Source organism: Pseudocolwellia sp. G5-9, assembly GCF_055808995.1.
Genome location: NZ_CM147893.1, coordinates 526,885 through 545,665 on the forward strand (window position 1 = coordinate 526,885; position 18,781 = coordinate 545,665).

Consider the following 18,781-nt stretch of genomic DNA (forward strand, 5'->3'; position numbering starts at 1 on the left):
TATTAATTGAATGTTTTATTATAATATTTATTTTAAGCTTATTTGTAAGTAAAGTTACGATTTAATAGGCTTTAAGCTAAATTTAAGTAATACATTGTTAATGTTAGTCATTTAGCTATAGAATAAACCTATTCATATTATTTCTATTTTTAGATGCCATGCAAAGTACTTATATAGCTCGACAAGCAATCTTTAATCGACAATCAAAAACTATTGGATATGAATTATTGTTCAGGGATAGTCCAGATAATAAGTTTCCTGAAATAGATCAAGATGTAGCTACATCTAAATTAATTATTCAAAATCATATTCATGGCAGTATTAGTGCTATAAGTTTAGGTAAACCTGCTTATATTAACTTTACCGAAAAAAGTTTAATTAACAAGTATCCATTAATGTTTGATAAGAGCTCTATTGTAATAGAACTTGTTGGCCATGAAAAAATTACAGACAGACTCATAAAGATTATTAAATATTATTTTGATAAAGGCTACAAAATAGCGTTAACAGAGTACAATTTAAGCGAACAATGGGATGCTTTGTTTCCGTATCTTTATTTATTAAAAGTAAATTTAGACAAGGTAAATCCTAAGCAGTTACCTGCTGTTGTTAAACGCTTAAAACCTTTTAATATAAAAATTTCTGCTGAGCGAGTTGAAACAAGATTTCAATATTTGTCATTAGTTGAAGTGGGGTTTGATTATTACCAAGGTTTCTTTTATCACGAGCCTGAAATTATTGAAGGTAAAGCATTAACACCTATTAAAACTCAAATGCTTGAATTAATGAGTGAGACCTTTAATTCACCATTAGTTTACGAGCGCATAGCCGATATTATCAGCCATGATGTAAACCTTAGTGTTAGTTTACTTAAAATGGTAAACAACGTTGCTACAGGGACTCGGGTTGAAATCACCTCACTTAAGCAAGCTACAGCATACTTGGGTGAAGAAAAACTTAAACAATTTGTAGCAATACTTGCTTTATCTAAATTAACCACCGACAAAACAGATGAAATATCTAAGCAAGCGTTAATTACAGGTAAGTTAATGGCATCTATTGCGTCTCATAGTAAATTTGCTTCAGTACGTGATTATGCATTTATAACAGGGTTATTAAGTTCAATCGAAGTCTTACTTGGTATGCCTATTAGCGATATTGTTAAAACCATGCCGCTAGCTAAACCTATTGAAGACGCATTAATTAATCGTTCAGGTGTTTTAGGGGAATTACTTGATTTCACTATGCATTATATTACCGGGCAAGATGTTGATATTGTTGAGCAAATGAACGCGTATGAGTTAAACAGCGAAACACTACATCAAGAGTTTATTGATGCAAGTTTATGGTGTCAGCAGCTGGCAAGTTAATTTATATGAAAATGATGTACACCACTATTGGTACAAATAACATGAGTAAAGCCGTTGAGTTTTATGATGCTTTATTTGAATCTGTAAATATTGAAAAATGGATACCAGACGGTAGAATTGTTGTTTACAGAGGTGATGGTTTTCTTTTTGGTATCGCAGAACCTTTTGACGAAAAGCTAGCAACGCCAGGAAATGGCGCTATGTTAGGCTTTATGATGGATTCGGTACCACAAATTGCTGAATTTCACGATCTAGCGATTAAGCTGGGAGGAACGTCAGAAGGATTACCAGGACCTCGCTCAAAAGGTCCTGCTGCTTATGTAAGAGATATTGACGGAAACAAGCTTTGTTTCTTTTGTATGGATTAGATCGCCTTTTATATTTGACATAGCATTAATATAAAGTGTGATTTCTACAACCTCTTAATTATTTTTAAAATTCAAAACACTTATATTTTTTTCATTCAAACAATCAAAAGGAATATTATTTGAAAAAAATTAAATTATCTCAAGATGAGAATCTTTCGATAAAAACTAGCTTTAGATTACTTCCTCAAGAGTTTCAACAACTAGATTTATACATTTCAATTCCAGAAGAAATGGGTATTAGCGCAAGTACATTAACCGAAGAGCAGTTTTTTTATAGTAGTCTTTCATTTAACAGTGCTTACTTTTCTGAAAATTTACATCTACCTTTAGTACGTAGTAGATTTGTCAGTCAACAAAAGGGTGAGCAAAGTGATTATCGTAGTAATTTAAATCTTTTTTCATATCAACTGCGTGTTGCAATAGAAACAGATATAAAACATACCCTTAAAATTACTGATGTTGATGAATTTTATGAAAGAGCTATTGATGTTGCCAAACAAACAGAGTCATTACTTAAAAAATTAAGACGATATACACCACCAGACACAAAATTAAGTTCTTACTTTGAGAACATTGACAACTTTTTAAGCTGGAAAACAGAGCAGTCTTTTTTAAGGTTATTATCTAAAAGTCCAAAATCTACAGAGCATTTAGAGCAGAAAAATAAACTATTTGAACTCTGTAAAAATGAGTCTAATTATAGAATTGATAAAAAATATAATTCTACGGTAACACTGGAAGATCCAAATAGAATTACTAATAAAATGCAGTTGTTGCAACGCTTAGGTGAATACGGTGTTGTGTTTTCTAAAAAAACAACCCATTTAAACGTAAACCTTAAACGTTTAGTACGGGGCTCTGTAACGGCCATTATTATGGCATTTGTTATGTATATAGTGCTGAGCGCTCGTACTGCCTTTACCGAAGTCACTGTTGTACTTATTGCGTTTTTAGGTTTTATTTATGGTGTTCGAGAAACATTTAAAGACGAAATCACCAGTGCAATTTGGCGAATGATACAAAGAGGTCGACCTAAATGGAGGCACACTTTTTCAAATAGTTTAACTAAAGCTAAAGTATCGATTCAAACGGTGTGGCTTGAATATATAAAGAATACCGATCTTCCTAAAGATGTAGATGAGCTATTTCAAAAAAGAAGGCAACAAAACAAGCTCGATGCACATCTTTTACATTTTAAGTGCGACTCAAAAGTTACCGTTAAAGCTTTTTTACCAGGTTATGAAGAAATACAAAATCAAATTATTTTTAATTTAACTCCTTTTGTTCGATATTTACGAAGAGGGGAAGGGCGATTATATAGTTTTGAAGGTAACAAGGTATCAAGTGAAGGGGTAGAAAAGCGATACCAACTCAATATGGTATTAGTACAAAAAAATAATAAGCAGCGTTACTTGCAACGAATTAAGATCACGATGAACCGTTCAAAAATTATTAATATTGAAACCGTTGGAACTGAAGGAAGTCTTTCGGAAATAAAGTAATTATTAGCACTGCGATCGTTAGTTTCACGTTTTTAGACTGGTAATTTACAAAAAATTAACATTATAATGTCTAAATAAAGTTATAATCTTGATATTTATGCATCAATAAACAGAGAATTAGGCAACTTCAATGAAAACATTATATAAATATATCGGTTTAGCATTTTTATTTATTAGCTTAACTGCTTGCCAATCTGCATATTACTCTGCAATGGAAAAAGTGGGTGTGCATAAACGTGATATTATGCTTGATAGAGTTGAAGGCGCTCAAACTGCACAGCAAGAGGCACAAGAGCAATTTAAATCAGCACTTGAACAACTCTCTACACTTATTTCATTTGATGGTGGTGACTTAGCTGAACAATATGAAATAACGGAAGAACAGTATGAAGCAAGTAAAGCGGCGGCTGAAGAAGTTACAGGTAAAATTGAATCGATAGAAAGCGTGTCAGAAGCACTATTTGATGAATGGCAAAATGAAATTGAACAATACAGTAGCGCGAGTCTAAAAAGACAGAGCCAAGCTAAATTAAAAAGCACGCAACGCCAATATAACGCTTTAATTAAGTCTATGTATAAAGCTAAAAGTAAAATGGATCCTGTTTTAGCTACCCTTAAGGATAATACTCTTTATTTAAAACATAATTTAAATGCACGAGCTATAGGCGCATTGCAAGGCGAATACAAAACACTACAAAAAGACGTAGCGATACTTGTAGATGAAATGAGTAAATCTATCAGCCAATCTCAGAAGTTTATTGACCTTTTACAAGATAATTAATATTTATTTTTCTGGTATTTCAAAAAGCATTAATCGTTGATTAATGCTTTTTTTTAAATATAAATTAATGATTTAGGTTGCGAAACTGTTATAGTCGATTAAATCAATATTTCTTGAGGAATATAAAAGTGAGAAAAAATAAAACGATAAACACTGAAGATGTTCTGGTTATGTTATGTCAATCAGTATCAAATATTCTCTCTACGGCGACGGGAAATAAAATCACATATTCAGGTATGGTACAAAAAATCAGTCGTACTTGTTTAAGACCTGATGTTGGTTGTTTTGTTTTATTCGATGGTGGATTTAACGGTATTGTTGTTAATAATTTTACAGCCGCAGCAGCGGTAGAAGTTTATAAAGATTACATGACAAATATGGGAATGCCTGAATCAGAAATTTCCAAGTCTCATTTATCTGACGATGTTGCTAATGTTTTAGGTGAGTTGATGAATCAAATCGTTGGCGGTTTCACTAGTAAAGTGCGCAGCGAGCTTCAAACAAATATTACTCAAAGCCAGCCTAAAATGTTGGTTATTAGTAAATCTGTTAATCTTTCAGTTGATACGGTGATGGATAAGCCACAAGCTTACCGTGTTACTTTTACGACGAAAAACAATAATATTTTTTACCTTGAGTTAGCAATGGATAAAACGGAGTTTATTAAGTTACATGATTTTGAACTGGAAGAAGAAGTAGATCCAGACGATATTATAGCGTTGTCACAAGAACAAAATACAATCAAAAAAGTTGATATTGTTGATTCAGCAGATGATAGCTTTATGGCTGAGTTGGGGTTTTAACATCAGTACAACCTCCTTATTGTTTAAAATTAGGGGAGTTGCTGACTGAAAAACATTTTACCACCGAGAACACGGAGTTGTGCTTCGCACAACACAGAGAAGTTCAAAACACTTTGTTGTTGTTGTTTTAAAAATATTGTCAACGAATTACGCTAATTTCACGAGTTATTCAGAGCAATCAAAACTTTCTTTACTGATCTTATCTCGGTGTAGGACTTAGGCCCTTAGTGCCCTCTGTGGTTAGTTGTTTTTAATTAGGGTAATTCGTGTAATTGGCTGGTCGTTATTTATGAAAAGATAGCTCTTTTTTACCACTGAGAACACGGAGTTGTGCTTCGCACACACAGAGAAGTTCAAAACACTTTGTTGTTATAAAAATATTGTCAACGAATTACGCTAATTTCACGAGTTATTCAGAGCAATAAAAACTTTCTTTACCGATCTATTCTCGGTGTAGGACTTAGGCCCTCAGTGCTCTCTGTGGTTAGTTGTTTTTAATTAGGGGAATTCGTGTAATTAGCTGGTCGTTATTTATGAAAAGATAGCTCTTTTTTACCACCGAGAACACGGAGTTGTGCTTCGCACACACAGAGAAGGTTAAAATACTTTGTTGATGTTTTAAAAATATTGTCAACGAATTACGCTAATTTCACGAATTATATAAAATAAAAAATCTCTTCTCGGTGTAGGGCGAAGCCCCTCAGTGTTCTCTGTGGTTAGTTATTTTTAATCAGGGTAATTCGTGTAATTGGCTGATAGTAACTTCTGAAAAGATAAAATATTTTTAATCACAGAGATGTGCCACAGAGGAAAAATCAGAGAAGTTCAAAACAATAAACCTCTTGAATAAAACCTCGTGTCCACTGTAGTTAACTATTGTTGTTAATTAGACTGTAGTGCTCCTGTTACTTCCAATTAATTGTCGATTTTTCTAATGCTTTTCTATGTAATTGTATAAAATTTATATGATTTGACTAAATCTATTACAAACCTATACTCAGAGAATAACCTCAAAAATAAGTTTTAGATTTATAGTTATGCTGACTATTGAACCTCTTTTTGCTTTTTTATCAGTAACCATACTATCCGTTAGCCTTATTATGTTTTTTGCTTCGGGATTACTTTATGCTTTGAATACTCAAATGGGGTATTTTTATCAAAAATACTGGGCTATGGCTTGGTTTATGATGGCGGGCTATACATTTTTTGGTGGCCTAACGATGATTATGAGAGTTCAAGGGATTCACGAACATTGGTCATTAATTGTATGTACGGGGTTATCTCAAGTTTTTGGATATAGCGGACCTGTCTTATTACTTGCGGGTTGCTTAACAATGAAAAGTAAACATAAAGTTAAATTTCATTGGTGGTTAGTTGCTTTAATTATTATTGCTTTTTCTGTAGGTATGACATTTTCTTTTAATTCACCTGAGCAATGGCAAGAGCGTTATATATCACGTGTTGGATTGAGAAGTTTATTCTGCCTTGTGGTTTCCTCTTGGGTAGCGATAAAAACAATTCAATTTTTTAAAGATGATCCCAAGTCTGGGCCTAAAATATTTGCATACGCCATGCTTACCTACGGCCTTTCATGGAGCGTATATGTTATCGCAAGTATAGATATGCTGTTTGGCGGGCTATTTTATCGCTATCTTGGGATTTTCGGAATTATTGAGTTTGCTTGCCAAGTGGTACTTATTTATGGCTTTACTATTTGGGCTATTCAAAATGAAAAAGAAAAAGTATCTAACGCGCAAGAAAAACTTGAAGAGATGGCTTGGCTTGATAGCTTAACAGGATTATATAATCGACGTTGGTTAGATTGCCATGCTGAACAGTGGTTGCAGCAGCATTGTATTCCAGTAAGTAGTGTAGCGGTTATGTTTATTGATCTAGATGGGTTTAAGCAAATTAATGATCGTTTTGGACATAAAGTAGGGGATGAATTATTACAAAAGGTTACCGCTGTATTAAAGTTAGAAGCAAGTAATACTGATATTCTTTGTCGGTTAGGCGGGGACGAATTTATTTACGTATATACGTCAAGCAGCTCACATGACGATATGAAAAACAAAGCAAATAAAATACGAACCAGTATTCGATCTATAAGAGATATAGGTAATAATCCCGTCAAACTTTCTTGTTCAATTGGAATTTCTTGTCCGGAGCAAGTTTTTAATATTGAGGCTCTAACCTTAGCGAGTGACAAAGCCATGTATGTTGCTAAACACAAAGGTAAAAATACAATACAGTTTGCATCAGATGATTCTTATTATAATAGCCAGCATTGGTCTCATGAAACATTGTAATGTTTTTATATTTTACAAAAAAAATATAATATTTAATCTGTTAAAAGCTTTTATAATCTATATGATAGCATTCAAATCTTATGTTTTAAGTTAAGGATACGGATGTTATCTCATTTCAGTAGTTCACGTGTTTGGACTATCACTTTTTTTGAATTAGCTCGGCTATTTGCGTCTAAACGCGGACTGATTGTTCTTGCTGCTTTTTCATGTCTTTGGTTTTTAATTTTTACTTATGTTATAGGGTCTGCGGCTGAGTTTATAACTTCTGAAAGTTTTAAAGACCTTGCTCAACAAGCGTTTGGGAAACTAAACTTGTTAGCGCTCTTGGAGTGGGAATTACCTGAATTAAGTATTTATTGGATTATTTCAGCTTATTTATTACCTACATTTGCAATTTTATTTTCATGTGATCAAACTTGTTCTGACCGTGAACGCGGTACGCTACGCTTTATTTTACTAAGAACCAGTCGACCAGAATTACTTTATGGTCGATTTTTAGGGCAAGTACTCATCCTCGCTATTCTTATATTTATTACATTAATTGCTAGCTTACTTTTTTCATTATTCAATGAACAAACGGTGAGTTTTGGTTCATTGATTTTGTCTTTTAGTATTTTATTGAAACTTATTATTATTAGCTTACCTTTTATTGCGGGAATGACGCTGATTAATGTGTTTGTTAAATCAGCTAAAATGTCATTAATAGTGTATTTTTTAATTTATATAGGCTCTGCAATAATCATTAATTTAATGACTCGTTTTGTTATGGATTTATCATTTTTGTTTTATTTATTTCCAGGTGAACAAATTGAATCTGTTGTAGGTTTTGAAAGTCATTACGTTAATAATTATATTATTCCTCTAACACAAACTGTTGTTTATTTGGCATTAGCGCAATTTATTTTTAAAAGGTCATCACTATGAGTTTATTAATTAAAGTCGAAGGCTTAAATAAAAGATATTGCAACAAACATGCGTTGAAAAATGTAAACTTTGAAATAAATAAAGGTGAACCTGTTGCTTTAGTTGGGCCGAACGGAGCCGGTAAAACAACACTCTTTAGTATTTTATGTGGTTATATTCCTTATGATAGCGGTAATGTATCTATTTTAGGTGAATCACCTAGTATTGCAGCCGTTAATCAAACATTTAGTGCATTACCACAAGATGCTCAATTAGATCCCAAATATTCAATAGAAAGCCAATTAAAATTTTATGCTCAACTGCAAGGCTTTAGCACTAAGCAAAGCATTATTGAAGCCCATAAAGTACTCGATATGGTTGGCCTTGAAGACAACTACAAAGTAAAACCTTTAGAGCTTTCTCATGGTATGCGTAAACGTGCTGCCATAGCGCAATCACTTATAGGTTCGCCTCAATTAGTTATTTTAGATGAAGCGACTGCGGGATTAGATCCTAAACATGCAAAAGATATTCGTGAAATTATCTCAAATTTATCAAACGAAATTACTTTTGTGCTAAGTTCGCACGATTTAAGTGAGCTAGAACGTTTATGTGATCAGGTGTTGTATCTTGAAAATGGTGAATTAAAAGAGCATCAAACACTAACGTCAAAAGATGATTTTAATTATTTAACGCTACGTATGAAGCAACACTCAGATAGCTTTGTAAAAGAAGTATCTATGTTGCCGTCTGTACAAAACGTATCTCAGTTGCAAGGTAAAGAATATCTTATTAGCTACACCCAACTAGACAATACTGAACCTTTTGATATTACTTTTTTAAAATATTGCCACGAACAAAATTGGGTGTATTCACAGTTAGTAAATGGTAAAACCCTTGAAAATCAATTGTTCTAAAAACAAATAAATATACGAAAGATATGAAACCTAATACACAAAAACTTTATGAGCTAATTGCAGAAGCCACAGACTTGTTTATTCAAAAAAACACTGGCATAAATACATCGGTTGGATTAATGGATAAAGCCCTTAGAAATAAAGGCTTAGAAGCTGATGCCGTAACCGTAGATGCTATAGCCTCTAAGAATCGATTAATATTTGTTTTACTTGATGCCAATACTGACATAGTTGGTATTGGCTTAGGCAATATTATTGAAGACAATATTGATCTGGTGGATCAAATAGCACTTAATGAACTTAATCCTAAAGTTGCTGCTGAATTACTGGTTAAGTATTTGAAATAGTAATACTTACCTTATTAAATGAAATAGATGTAACTTGTAGAATTGTAACTTAAAAAGAAATTAATTATGAATAGTCTTGAATTATTATTAAATCGTCAATCTAATCCTCATCTTTGTGAACCCGCACCAGCAGGTGATGATTTACACCATATATTAAGTGCTGGTATGAGGGTGCCTGATCATGGCTGTTTAACACCATGGCACTTTACGGTAATACAAGGAGAAGGCTTAAACACATTGAGCCAACACTTTGTAAACGCGGTAAAAATTGATACTGACGACGCTGCAAAAATAGAAAAAACCAGCAAAATGCCGTTTAGAGCGCCTATGATTATTGTGGTTAGCACCCAATATAAAGAACATAAAGTGCCTCAGCAAGAACAGCTCGTTGCAGCAGGTTGTAGTGTACATGCCATGCAAATGATGGCGTATAGTTTAGGCTTTGGTGCTGTATGGCGCACAGGGGAGTTAAGTTACAATAATTCGGTTAAGTACGCGTTAAACATTAACAGACAAGACGACATTGTTGGGTTTTTATATATAGGTACAGAGAAAAAACAATTACCCACAAAACCAGTAAAACCTTACGAAAGCCATGTAACTTACTTAAACTAATCTTATAGTTACTTCTTAAGTTTAAGTAGCTAATGAACTATTAGTTACTTAAACGGCTTAAATTATTTTATTTAACATGAATTCTTCTACAATTTGCTAGTCTTCAAATCTCTCAGCTAAACTCAGTGTTAACTCTTACAAAATATTGTAGCTTTGTTTTATCTATTAAGATCATAGCGTTTCATGATCACCACATATATAAAAATTTAGGGTATAACAATGAGTGCCTATCTAATAATAAAAGCACTACTTACTGATAAATAAAAATTTCAGACTACGTTAATACTGTTCGCGTAGTGGGAAACCTTTGGTGGTTTTTATATTCTAATAGTATATTGGCTGAAAGTTGTGTTGATTATTTTTAACTTCTAAAAGGATTATAGTATGGAAAATTTAGGTTTTATCTTCGGTGTGATGGGAATGTCGATGGGCGTTGCTGGGTTTGCTTTTGGTTTAATATCTATGACTAAAATAGATAAACTTGAGAAGAAACTAAAAGCACTTAATGTTTTAAATCAGGATTAAAATAAAATTAGAACTTGCAAAATGGATACTGTTTTTATATACAGCACTCTGTATTTCTCGCTTTCTACAACAAAGCAGGGTTTTTTCCTTCTTTCATACAGCTGCTAGCGTACTTAAAAAAGTTATATTGTTGATATTTCGATTAAAGTGACATAATCTAGGTTTTTAAAGTTGTTTGTAAATGTTTTGTGGAAAGCGGGAAATTTGCAAACTAATAAGCTGTTATGTTTTCCCGACTTAGAGTAACTATTTTTAAATAATGAAAAGGATTATTCTATTACCGGTAATCGTATTAGCAATTTTTATAATCTGCTTATTTCAATTACCTGAAATTTCTATTACTAATATCTTTAGTTGGTTAGGTTTTTCTATTGCAGTTGGTTCGATTTGTTTCTTTACAGTTTTTTCGCCTTATGGAGTTAAAACACATACAAGCGTATTTGGCCATCGCCAAAAATATCGTCATCCCGTTGCATATATACCAAGCAAGGTCATTATTGTAATATTAGGATTAGTTGTTTTATCTTTAGGGGTAAGTTTTACTATTAACATTCTTTAATGTATAAAAACATAACAAGTTGCTCAAGGCGGATAAAAATTGCTGTGGTTCGCCTTCGGCTCACTATACCACAGCAACTTTTACCGCTTAGCAAAGCGTTATGTGTAAACGGATATCGTCGAGTATATGGATATTTTCAAAGGTATAGATTTCAATGACTCGTTTGTTCTCGGTTGGAGTTCAAATGACACAGAAATCACATTCAAAATTGAGGCTAGCATTTGGCCTGATTCGCCTCATTATCTAAGTCCAAAACCTGATGAATATACTTGCTACCGTAAATGTGAAATTCAATTTACGGGTTTTACTTCATATTCAGGGCTTGCTGAACAAAGTAGTGTTAAACCAATCAAAGATATAAATGGTTCATTTGATTATGGCAATATAGATTCGTTAATTAAGACAAATCAAGGCTTTAAGGTTGTTGGTGAGTTTGGTAACTTAGAAATTATAAACGGCAAAGTTCAGCTAAAAATTTACACATAACAAGCTGTTCAAGCGGGACTTCTAACAGTTGGCTGGTTTCGCTTCGCTTCACATTTTAGCCAACTATTATAAGCCCCTTAACAGGGCGTTAGTTTGCTAAATGGAGTTAAGTTAAACTAGTCATGATAAGTCTCACTTTTGTAATTATATCTTTTGCAGTGTTTTTTGGTTTTGCTTATACCATGCAATTTATGGAGACCAAAAAAAGTATTTCTCTTAATAAAATACGAGATAACTTTTCTGTAGTTCTTGAATCGGATAATCAAAAATACAAATCTGAAATGGTTTATATTTGGCTTGAGAATGAAAAGAAAAACTACTTTAATGGTATGTTAACTTCATCAAACCAAGATGGCTTATTTATTAAAGGCGGGATTCTATTCTTTTGGGTTAAAGAGATATTTATCCCATGGTCTGAACTTGAAGCATCTGGTAAGATTTGGTGTTTTCTTTCTAGAAAAAATAAATATTATATTTCATCTCTTAATGTTTATGTGGCTGTTTTACAAGAGTATAGTTAGGTGTAAACCACAAACTAACAAGGCGTTCAAACGGACAAAAAACAGTTGGCTGTTTCACTCCGTTCACAATTTTAGCCAACAATTTTTTGCCGCTTAACGTGGCGTTATATGCAATTCATGAAGTAGGGTGGTTTAGCTAATAATTCGGTTATTAACTTTTACTTTTTAATGCGCTGCTACGAGTTTCGCTATTGTGGTTTTTCAATAGTCACTAATAAGCTTTGCCTTGTTAAAGAGACTTTTGTTGGCAAAGCTATTATTTCGTTCTGGCATTTGTGGGTAGCTCAATTTATAGTGCATTTATTACTACCGTCTTTTACTTCTGACTTATGTGTTTTAAGTTAAAGTTAATCAGGCATATAACAAGGCATTGCAAAGGACTAAAAACAGCTGGCCATTGCTCGTGCCTCGCTATTTTGGCCAACAATTTTTAGCCTCTGAATGAGGCGTTATATGCACTCAAATAGTATGGTTTGTTTAGCTAAAAATGTTTTTATCAAAGGTGCTTTTGTAAACGCTGCTACGAGTTTCGCTATTATAGTTTTTCAATAGTCACTAATAAGCTTTGCTTATTTAAAAGACTTTTGTTGGCAAAGCTATTATTTCGTTCTGGCATTTGTGGGTAGCTCAATTTATAGTGCGTTTATTACTACCGTCTTTTACTTCTAACTTTTGTATTTAAGTTCAGTTTTATCAGGCATATAACAAGCAATTTAACGGGACTTTTACAGCTGGCTGTGCTCGTTCCTCGCAATTATAGCCAGCAATAAAAGCCCATTAATTGGGCGTTATACGTACAGGGAGGATTAGTGCATAAATCTATTATATTTATCTTTCTCACTTTTATTTCCTCAGGGTTAACAAATGCTGCTGAATGGGATTATGCTAAAGCAGCGTGCAGTGATCTTGCTAAAAATGGAGAAAGTAAAATTGAACGAGAACACTGGTTTTACTTAATGTCTAAAGTTAATGGTATGGAAGCCGCAATTCGCCTTGCGTATTCTAAAAACAAAATTGATGCGGCACTAGTCCCAGAATTTCATGACTGGAAACATACTCTTGCTAAATCATGCAACGAAGTAGTCGAAGATCTATCCAATGAACGCGGATTGGATGTTCTTCATAATATACTGTACAAAAATCTAACGACTGGTTAGGTGGCTTGTACGTATAACAAGTCACTCAAAAGGACAAATAACAGTTGGTTTTTGCTCCTTCGTCGCTTATTTTAACCAACTATTATTTGCCTCTTAGTGAGGCGTTATATTTTCAAAGCAGGTCGAGTATGCGAATTCTATTAGCATTATATTTCTTTTCATTCTTTGCCAGTGCAACAAGTTGTGTTGAAACTGAAGAACAAAATGCAAAATGGGATGCTGCCTATGCGAGTAAATTTAAAATAAATAGTGAGTTAAATGAAAGCACATACAGTATTTCAGTTTCAATTCCTCAAGAGATTGACGGGCAACCATTTAATTTAGCCGGGATGATTATAGGTGATAAAAATAATCCAGCGTTTTATTCCGCACTAAAAATATTTGAAGACGAAGGTGAGGCTAAAGTGTGGTTCCTCGTTAAAGCCGATGCTATTGAAAAGCATAACTTAATTTTTAGTTACGGAGATGGGTGTGGTATATCTATAAACGTACCTGTTGCTGTGAACTGAAAATATAACAAGTCATTAAAGCAGGACAAAAACAGTTGGTTTTTGCTCCTTCGTCGCTTATTTTAACCAACTATTTTTTGCCTCTTAATGAGGCGTTATATGCAATTCATGTAGTAGGGTGCTTTAGCTAAAAATATTGTTATCAAAAGTACTTTTGTAAACGTTGCTACGGGTTTCGCTATTATCGTTTTTCAATAGTCACTAATAAGCTTTGTTGTTTTTATTACTTCGTAATGTAACAAAGCTATTATTTCGTTCTGGTATTTGTGGGTAGCTCAATTTATAGTGCATTTATTACTACCGTCTTTTACTTTGAACTTTTGTATTTAAGTTTAGATTTATCAGGCATATAACAAGCAATTCAACGGGACTTTTACAGCTGGCTGTGCTCGTCCCTCGCAATTATAGCCAGCAATAAAAGCCCATTAATTGGGCGTTATATGCAATTCATGAAGTAGGGTGCTTTAGCTAACAATTTGGTTATCAACTTTTACTTTTGTAAACGTTGCTATGAGTTTCGCTATTGTCGTTTTTCAATAGTCACTAATAAGCTTTGCCTTGTTAAAGAGACTTTTGTGGCAAAGCTATTATTTCGTTTTGGCAATTGTGGGTAGCTCAATTTATAGTTCATTTAAAACTACCGTCTTTTACTTTGAACTTCAGTAATTAAGTTAAAGTTTATCAGGCATATAACAAGCAATTCAACGGGACTTTTACAGCTGGCTGTGCTCGTCCCTCGCAAATTATAGCCAGCAATAAAAGCCCATTAATTGGGCGTTATATGGTAACAAAAGGATTCATTTGCTAAGGGATCTGTGGAAAGAAGGAGTATTGCCGCTTTTCTACAGCATAAGCGTTGAGTTTATCCAAACAACAAATTCTATTTAAAATCCCTTGACGCGTGCTAAGCTTCTTTTTAATCCTTAATCTTAAGTAAAGTTGCGTAAGTAGTGTCTTTTACTTGAAGCAACTTTACTTAAGATTAAGGTTTGTCGCACAAGTTAAGGTGATTTTTTTATTTTATTTTGTGTTTGATTTTACGCTTATGGTTATGTTGGCTCGAGCGCTTAGTGTTTATCTGAGTTACCATCTAACAAGCAATTGAACTGGGACACGTACAGCTTGCCGTGCTCGTTCCTCGCTATTTTGGCAAGCTTTACTTTGCCCGTTAATATGGGCGTTAGAAGCCTCTCAAACATAGGTGTATTCCTGTAAACTAAGGATGGTAAATGTATTCACTAGACAGAAAACTAAATAAATTAATACATATCAATAGAATATTAAACACAGGCATAAATAATTTTATACCTTTCGTACTGTATTTATCATTTGGTTGGCTATTTATAATATTGATTAGTTCATATACCTTAGTTTTTTTTGATGTATTAACTCTAAATATTACCAATAGATTTAATGAGTTGGATTTATTTAAATTTAAGTATTTTTCATTTATCGCCCCGATAGTCGAAACTATTATATTTCAATTTTTTTTACAAAATATTTTAAGGAGAGGATTTAAGAGTGTTACTCTTTCAGTAGTGCTAACTGCTGTACTATTTAATCTCGCACATTTAACCAGTTCGTTTACCAATTTTATTACGACAATTGGGCTGATAACCTCTCTAGTGTTAATTTTTGAGTTTGTTCGTTATAAGCACGGCCAATTATGGGCGGTACTTATAACAGCGGTTAGTCATATACTTTGGAATATTTCAGTTGTTTTATTTTCGTATTTTATATTTATAGAATCAGATAAAAAAATGATCATTGAGGAAGTATATAACCTCACAGAATTACCGTATGAGCTATGCGCATCAAAAGATAAAGAAAACTTTAACCTTTCAATACAAAAATTTCATAAAAAGTACCCCGATTTAATTAGGTTGTATCATGAGTCAGAGCATTTAAATTTCTTGAGAAGAAGATATGATACCGGGATTGAAAAAAGTACAGATAAACCTATTAGTGAACTTTCGAATAATTGTCTACTTTATCAAAGAACGTTAGATACTTACTCCTCATATATAGATGATAGGGTTACTCAGTGGGTTATAACTCTGAGGCAATAAAAGGCTTCTAACAAGAAATTGAAGCGGGACAAAATACAGCTGGCTGTTTTCACTCCGTTCAACATTTTAGCCAGCTACATTATTGCCCCTTAATTGGGCGTTATATGCCCTTAAAGGATTGTGCATGAATCAAAATTTATATTTCAAAACAGACAAGTTTGATTCTTCAAAAACTTTAGCTGAGTATGTGCACTCAGAACTAAAAAAGTTAAGCTTCAATCCTCAAGAACCTATTGACTCGGATTATATGTATTCCATTGAAATAAATGTCGAAGGCGATTTTGTTGATATTTTCATGGGTAAAAACGACGAAGAAACGGTAGTTCCGTTATGGCAAATTTGGCCAGAGCAGAGGGTTCCATTTCTTAAAAAAATATTTGGTAAAGCTGACAGATCAGCAGAGTTCAAAGTTAAAGAACAACTCGAGACTATTATTAAAAACATCGATGGCGTAAGTGCTGTCGAATGGGGCATATAACAAGTCATTCAAAAGGACAAAAAACAGTTGGCCATGCTCGTGCCTCGCTGATTTTGGCCAACAATTTTTTGCCTCTTAATGAGGCGTTATATGCAATTCATGTAGTAGGGTGCTTTAGCTAATAATTTCGTTGTTAACTTTTACTTTTGTAAGTTCTGCTACGGGTTTCGCTATTATAGTTTTCCAATAGTCACTAATAAGCTTTGTTGTTTTTATTACTTCGTAATGTAACAAAGCTATTATTTCGTTCTGGTATTTGTGGGTAGCTCAATTTATAGTGCGTTTATTACTACCGGTTTTTACTAGTTGCTTATGTATTTATGTTTAGGTTTATCAGGCATATAACAAGCAATTGAACGGGACTTTTACAGCTGGCTGTGCTCGTTCCTCGCAATTTTAGCCAGCGATAAAAGCCCATTAATTGGGCGTTATATGCAATTCATGAAGTAGGGTGCTTTAGCTAATAATTTGGTTGTTAACTTTTACTTTTGTAAACGCTGCTACGGGTTTCGCTATTGTAGTTTTTCAATAGTCACTAATAAGCTTTGTTGTTTTTATTACTGCGTAATGTAACAAAGCTATTATTTCGTTCTGGCATTTGTGGGTAGCTCAATTTATAGTGTGGCTATTACTACCGTCTTTTACTTCTGACTTATGTGTTTTAGTTCAGGTTTATCAGTCATATAACAAGCAATTCAACGGGACTTTTACAGCTGGCTGTGCTCGTTCCTCGCAATTTTAGCCAGCAATAAAAGCCCATTAATTGGGCGTTATATGCAATTCATGTAGTAGGGTGCTTTAGCTAACAATTTGGTTATTAACTTTTACTTTTGTAAGTGCTGCTACGGGTTTCGCTATTATCGTTTTTCAATAGCCACTAATAAGCTTTGTTGTTTTTATTACTACGTAATGTAACAAAGCTATTATTTCGTTCTGGCATTTGTGGGTAGCTCAATTTATAGTGTGTTTATTACTACCGGTTTTTACTAGTTGCTTGTGTGTTTATGTTTAGGTTTATCAGGCATATAACAAGCAATTCAACGGGACTTTTACAGCTGGCTGTTTCGTTCCTCAACATTATAAGCCAGCAATAAAAGCCCATTAATTGGGCGTTATATGCACTCAAATAGTATGGTTGGTTTAGCTAAAATTATTGTTATCAAAGGTGCTTTTGTACACGTTGCTTCGGGTTTCGCTATTATCGTTTTTCAATAGTCACTAATAAGCTTTGCCTATTTAAAAGACTTTTGTTGGCAAAGCTATTATTTCGTTCTGGCATTTGTGGGTAGCTCAATTTATAGTGTGGTTATTACTACCGCCTTTTACTAGTTGCTTGTGTATTTATGTTTAGGTTTATCAGGCATATAACAAGCAATTCAACGGGACTTTTACAGCTGGCTGCGCTCGTTCCTCGCAATGTTAGCCAGCGATAAAAGCCCATTAATTGGGCGTTATATGCACTCAAATAGTATGGTTGGTTTAGCTAAAAATGTTGTGATAAAACGTACTTTTTTAAGTGCTGCTACGGGTTTCGCTATTATAGTTTTTCAATGGCCACTAATAAGCTTTGCCTATTTAAAAAACTTTTGTTGGCAAAGCTATTATTTCGTTCTGGTATTTGTGGGTAGCTCAATTTATAGTGCATTTATTACTACCGTCTTTTACTTTGAACTTCAGTAATTAAGTTAAAGTTTATCAGGCATATAACAAGCAATTCAACGGGACTTTTACAGCTGGCTGTGCTCGTTCCTCGCAATTTTAGCCAGCGATAAAAGCCCATTAATTGGGCGTTATATGCAATTCATGTAGTAGGCTGCTTTAGCTAAAATTGTTTTTATTAAAAGTACTTTTGTAAATGCTGCTACGGGTTTCGCTATTATAGCTTTCCAATAACCACTAATAAGCTTTGTTGTTTTTATTACTTCGTAATGCAACAAAGCTATTATTTCGTTCTGGCTTTTGTGGGTAGCTCAATTTATAGTGTGTTTATTACTACCGTCTTTTACTTTAAACTTCAGTAATTAAGTTTAAATTTATCAGGCATATAACAAGCAATTCAACGGGACTTTTACAGCTGGCTGTTTCGTTCCTCAACATTTTAGCCAGCAATAAAAGCCCATTAATTGGGCGTTATATGCAATTCATGTAGTAAGGTGGTTTAGCTAATAATTTAGTTGCTAACTTTTACTTTTTTATGTGCTGTTATGGGTTTCGCTATTTATAGTTTTCCAATAGTCACTAATAAGCTTTGTTGTTTTTATTACTTCGTAATGTAACAAAGCTATTATTTCGTTCTGGTATTTGTGGGTAGCTCAATTTATAGTGCATTTATTACTACCGTCTTTTACTAGTTGCTTGTGTATTTATGTTCAGGTTTATCAGGCATATAACAAGCAATTCAACGGGACTTTTACAGCTGGCTGTGCTCGTCCCTCGCAAATTATAGCCAGCAATAAAAGCCCATTAATTGGGCGTTATATGCACTCAAATAGTATGGTTGGTTTGGCTAAAAATATTGTTATCAAACGTTCTTTTGTAAACGCTGCTACGAGTTTCGCTATT

At 33.5% G+C, this 18,781-nt stretch carries 18 protein-coding genes; all 18 read left to right on the forward strand.

Features of this window, described 5'->3' with window-relative positions; all coding sequences use genetic code 11:
• The first annotated feature begins 158 nt into the window (after positions 1–158).
• The 18 genes from AC0L5Q_RS02205 (at position 159) to AC0L5Q_RS02290 (ending at position 17,899) form a co-directional block, all read left to right on the forward strand.
• Positions 159–1,370, forward strand: coding sequence for an EAL and HDOD domain-containing protein (locus AC0L5Q_RS02205; protein ID WP_473614086.1), 1,212 nt, complete (start codon positions 159–161; stop codon positions 1,368–1,370).
• Positions 1,371–1,375: 5 nt separating this feature from the next.
• Positions 1,376–1,738, forward strand: a complete 363-nt coding sequence (locus tag AC0L5Q_RS02210) for a VOC family protein (RefSeq protein ID WP_473614087.1) — start codon at positions 1,376–1,378, stop codon at positions 1,736–1,738.
• A 119-nt stretch (positions 1,739–1,857) separates the two neighbouring features.
• Positions 1,858–3,240, forward strand: coding sequence for a hypothetical protein (locus AC0L5Q_RS02215; RefSeq protein WP_473614088.1), 1,383 nt, complete (start codon positions 1,858–1,860; stop codon positions 3,238–3,240).
• 130 nt (positions 3,241–3,370) lie between these two features.
• The gene (locus AC0L5Q_RS02220) at positions 3,371–4,021 is read left to right on the forward strand and encodes a DUF2959 domain-containing protein (RefSeq protein ID WP_473614089.1); all 651 of its coding nucleotides are present in this window, start codon (positions 3,371–3,373) and stop codon (positions 4,019–4,021) included.
• Positions 4,022–4,149: 128 nt separating this feature from the next.
• Positions 4,150–4,824 carry a DUF3334 family protein gene (locus tag AC0L5Q_RS02225; protein WP_473614090.1) on the forward strand — a complete coding sequence of 225 codons (675 nt, stop codon included), beginning with the start codon at positions 4,150–4,152 and terminating at the stop codon, positions 4,822–4,824.
• A 1,037-nt stretch (positions 4,825–5,861) separates the two neighbouring features.
• The gene (locus AC0L5Q_RS02230) at positions 5,862–7,133 is read left to right on the forward strand and encodes a GGDEF domain-containing protein (protein ID WP_473614091.1); all 1,272 of its coding nucleotides are present in this window, start codon (positions 5,862–5,864) and stop codon (positions 7,131–7,133) included.
• A gap of 102 nt (positions 7,134–7,235) precedes the next feature.
• Entirely contained in the window at positions 7,236–8,057 is an 822-nt protein-coding gene (locus tag AC0L5Q_RS02235; protein WP_473614092.1) for an ABC transporter permease subunit, read from the forward strand.
• The gene (locus tag AC0L5Q_RS02240) at positions 8,054–8,953 is read left to right on the forward strand and encodes an ABC transporter ATP-binding protein (RefSeq protein WP_473614093.1); all 900 of its coding nucleotides are present in this window, start codon (positions 8,054–8,056) and stop codon (positions 8,951–8,953) included. The genes AC0L5Q_RS02235 and AC0L5Q_RS02240 overlap by 4 nt, the downstream gene beginning before the upstream one ends.
• 23 nt (positions 8,954–8,976) lie before the next feature.
• The gene (locus AC0L5Q_RS02245) at positions 8,977–9,300 is read left to right on the forward strand and encodes a hypothetical protein (RefSeq protein ID WP_077341969.1); all 324 of its coding nucleotides are present in this window, start codon (positions 8,977–8,979) and stop codon (positions 9,298–9,300) included.
• Positions 9,301–9,366: 66 nt separating this feature from the next.
• A complete protein-coding gene (locus AC0L5Q_RS02250; RefSeq protein ID WP_473614094.1) occupies positions 9,367–9,915 on the forward strand; it encodes an NAD(P)H nitroreductase in 549 nt (182 codons plus the stop codon).
• Between the two features lie 384 nt (positions 9,916–10,299).
• Positions 10,300–10,440, forward strand: coding sequence for a hypothetical protein (locus AC0L5Q_RS02255; protein WP_473614095.1), 141 nt, complete (start codon positions 10,300–10,302; stop codon positions 10,438–10,440).
• A 685-nt stretch (positions 10,441–11,125) separates the two neighbouring features.
• Positions 11,126–11,485: a hypothetical protein gene (locus AC0L5Q_RS02260; protein WP_192022262.1), complete on the forward strand. Its 360-nt coding sequence runs from the start codon at positions 11,126–11,128 to the stop codon at positions 11,483–11,485.
• 122 nt (positions 11,486–11,607) lie between these two features.
• Positions 11,608–12,006 (forward strand): hypothetical protein, encoded by a 399-nt coding sequence (locus tag AC0L5Q_RS02265; protein ID WP_473614096.1) that lies wholly within the window; start codon positions 11,608–11,610, stop codon positions 12,004–12,006.
• An 809-nt stretch (positions 12,007–12,815) separates the two neighbouring features.
• The gene (locus AC0L5Q_RS02270; RefSeq protein ID WP_473614097.1) at positions 12,816–13,163 is read left to right on the forward strand and encodes a hypothetical protein; all 348 of its coding nucleotides are present in this window, start codon (positions 12,816–12,818) and stop codon (positions 13,161–13,163) included.
• A 128-nt stretch (positions 13,164–13,291) separates the two neighbouring features.
• On the forward strand, positions 13,292–13,672 hold the full coding sequence (locus AC0L5Q_RS02275) for a hypothetical protein (protein ID WP_473614098.1): 381 nt from the start codon (positions 13,292–13,294) through the stop codon (positions 13,670–13,672).
• 1,229 nt (positions 13,673–14,901) lie between these two features.
• Positions 14,902–15,741 (forward strand): lysostaphin resistance A-like protein, encoded by an 840-nt coding sequence (locus tag AC0L5Q_RS02280; RefSeq protein ID WP_473614099.1) that lies wholly within the window; start codon positions 14,902–14,904, stop codon positions 15,739–15,741.
• A 124-nt stretch (positions 15,742–15,865) separates the two neighbouring features.
• Complete coding sequence (locus AC0L5Q_RS02285; RefSeq protein ID WP_473614100.1) at positions 15,866–16,219, forward strand: hypothetical protein; 354 nt, start codon at positions 15,866–15,868, stop codon at positions 16,217–16,219.
• Positions 16,220–17,674: 1,455 nt separating this feature from the next.
• A complete protein-coding gene (locus AC0L5Q_RS02290) occupies positions 17,675–17,899 on the forward strand; it encodes a hypothetical protein (RefSeq protein ID WP_473614101.1) in 225 nt (74 codons plus the stop codon).
• Positions 17,900–18,781: the final 882 nt, after the last annotated feature.

What these genes read in the sequence shown, in the direction of transcription:
- AC0L5Q_RS02205 (WP_473614086.1), top strand. Translation starts at nt 159, where the DNA reads ATGCAAAGTACTTATATAGCTCGACAAGCAATCTTTAATCGACAATCA.
- AC0L5Q_RS02210 (WP_473614087.1), top strand. Translation starts at nt 1,376, where the DNA reads ATGAAAATGATGTACACCACTATTGGTACAAATAACATGAGTAAAGCC.
- AC0L5Q_RS02220 (WP_473614089.1), top strand. Translation starts at nt 3,371, where the DNA reads ATGAAAACATTATATAAATATATCGGTTTAGCATTTTTATTTATTAGC.
- AC0L5Q_RS02230 (WP_473614091.1), top strand. Translation starts at nt 5,862, where the DNA reads ATGCTGACTATTGAACCTCTTTTTGCTTTTTTATCAGTAACCATACTA.
- AC0L5Q_RS02235 (WP_473614092.1), top strand. Translation starts at nt 7,236, where the DNA reads ATGTTATCTCATTTCAGTAGTTCACGTGTTTGGACTATCACTTTTTTT.
- AC0L5Q_RS02240 (WP_473614093.1), top strand. Translation starts at nt 8,054, where the DNA reads ATGAGTTTATTAATTAAAGTCGAAGGCTTAAATAAAAGATATTGCAAC.
- AC0L5Q_RS02245 (WP_077341969.1), top strand. Translation starts at nt 8,977, where the DNA reads ATGAAACCTAATACACAAAAACTTTATGAGCTAATTGCAGAAGCCACA.
- AC0L5Q_RS02250 (WP_473614094.1), top strand. Translation starts at nt 9,367, where the DNA reads ATGAATAGTCTTGAATTATTATTAAATCGTCAATCTAATCCTCATCTT.
- AC0L5Q_RS02255 (WP_473614095.1), top strand. Translation starts at nt 10,300, where the DNA reads ATGGAAAATTTAGGTTTTATCTTCGGTGTGATGGGAATGTCGATGGGC.
- AC0L5Q_RS02260 (WP_192022262.1), top strand. Translation starts at nt 11,126, where the DNA reads ATGGATATTTTCAAAGGTATAGATTTCAATGACTCGTTTGTTCTCGGT.
- AC0L5Q_RS02265 (WP_473614096.1), top strand. Translation starts at nt 11,608, where the DNA reads ATGATAAGTCTCACTTTTGTAATTATATCTTTTGCAGTGTTTTTTGGT.
- AC0L5Q_RS02275 (WP_473614098.1), top strand. Translation starts at nt 13,292, where the DNA reads ATGCGAATTCTATTAGCATTATATTTCTTTTCATTCTTTGCCAGTGCA.
- AC0L5Q_RS02280 (WP_473614099.1), top strand. Translation starts at nt 14,902, where the DNA reads ATGTATTCACTAGACAGAAAACTAAATAAATTAATACATATCAATAGA.
- AC0L5Q_RS02285 (WP_473614100.1), top strand. Translation starts at nt 15,866, where the DNA reads ATGAATCAAAATTTATATTTCAAAACAGACAAGTTTGATTCTTCAAAA.
- AC0L5Q_RS02290 (WP_473614101.1), top strand. Translation starts at nt 17,675, where the DNA reads ATGCACTCAAATAGTATGGTTGGTTTAGCTAAAAATGTTGTGATAAAA.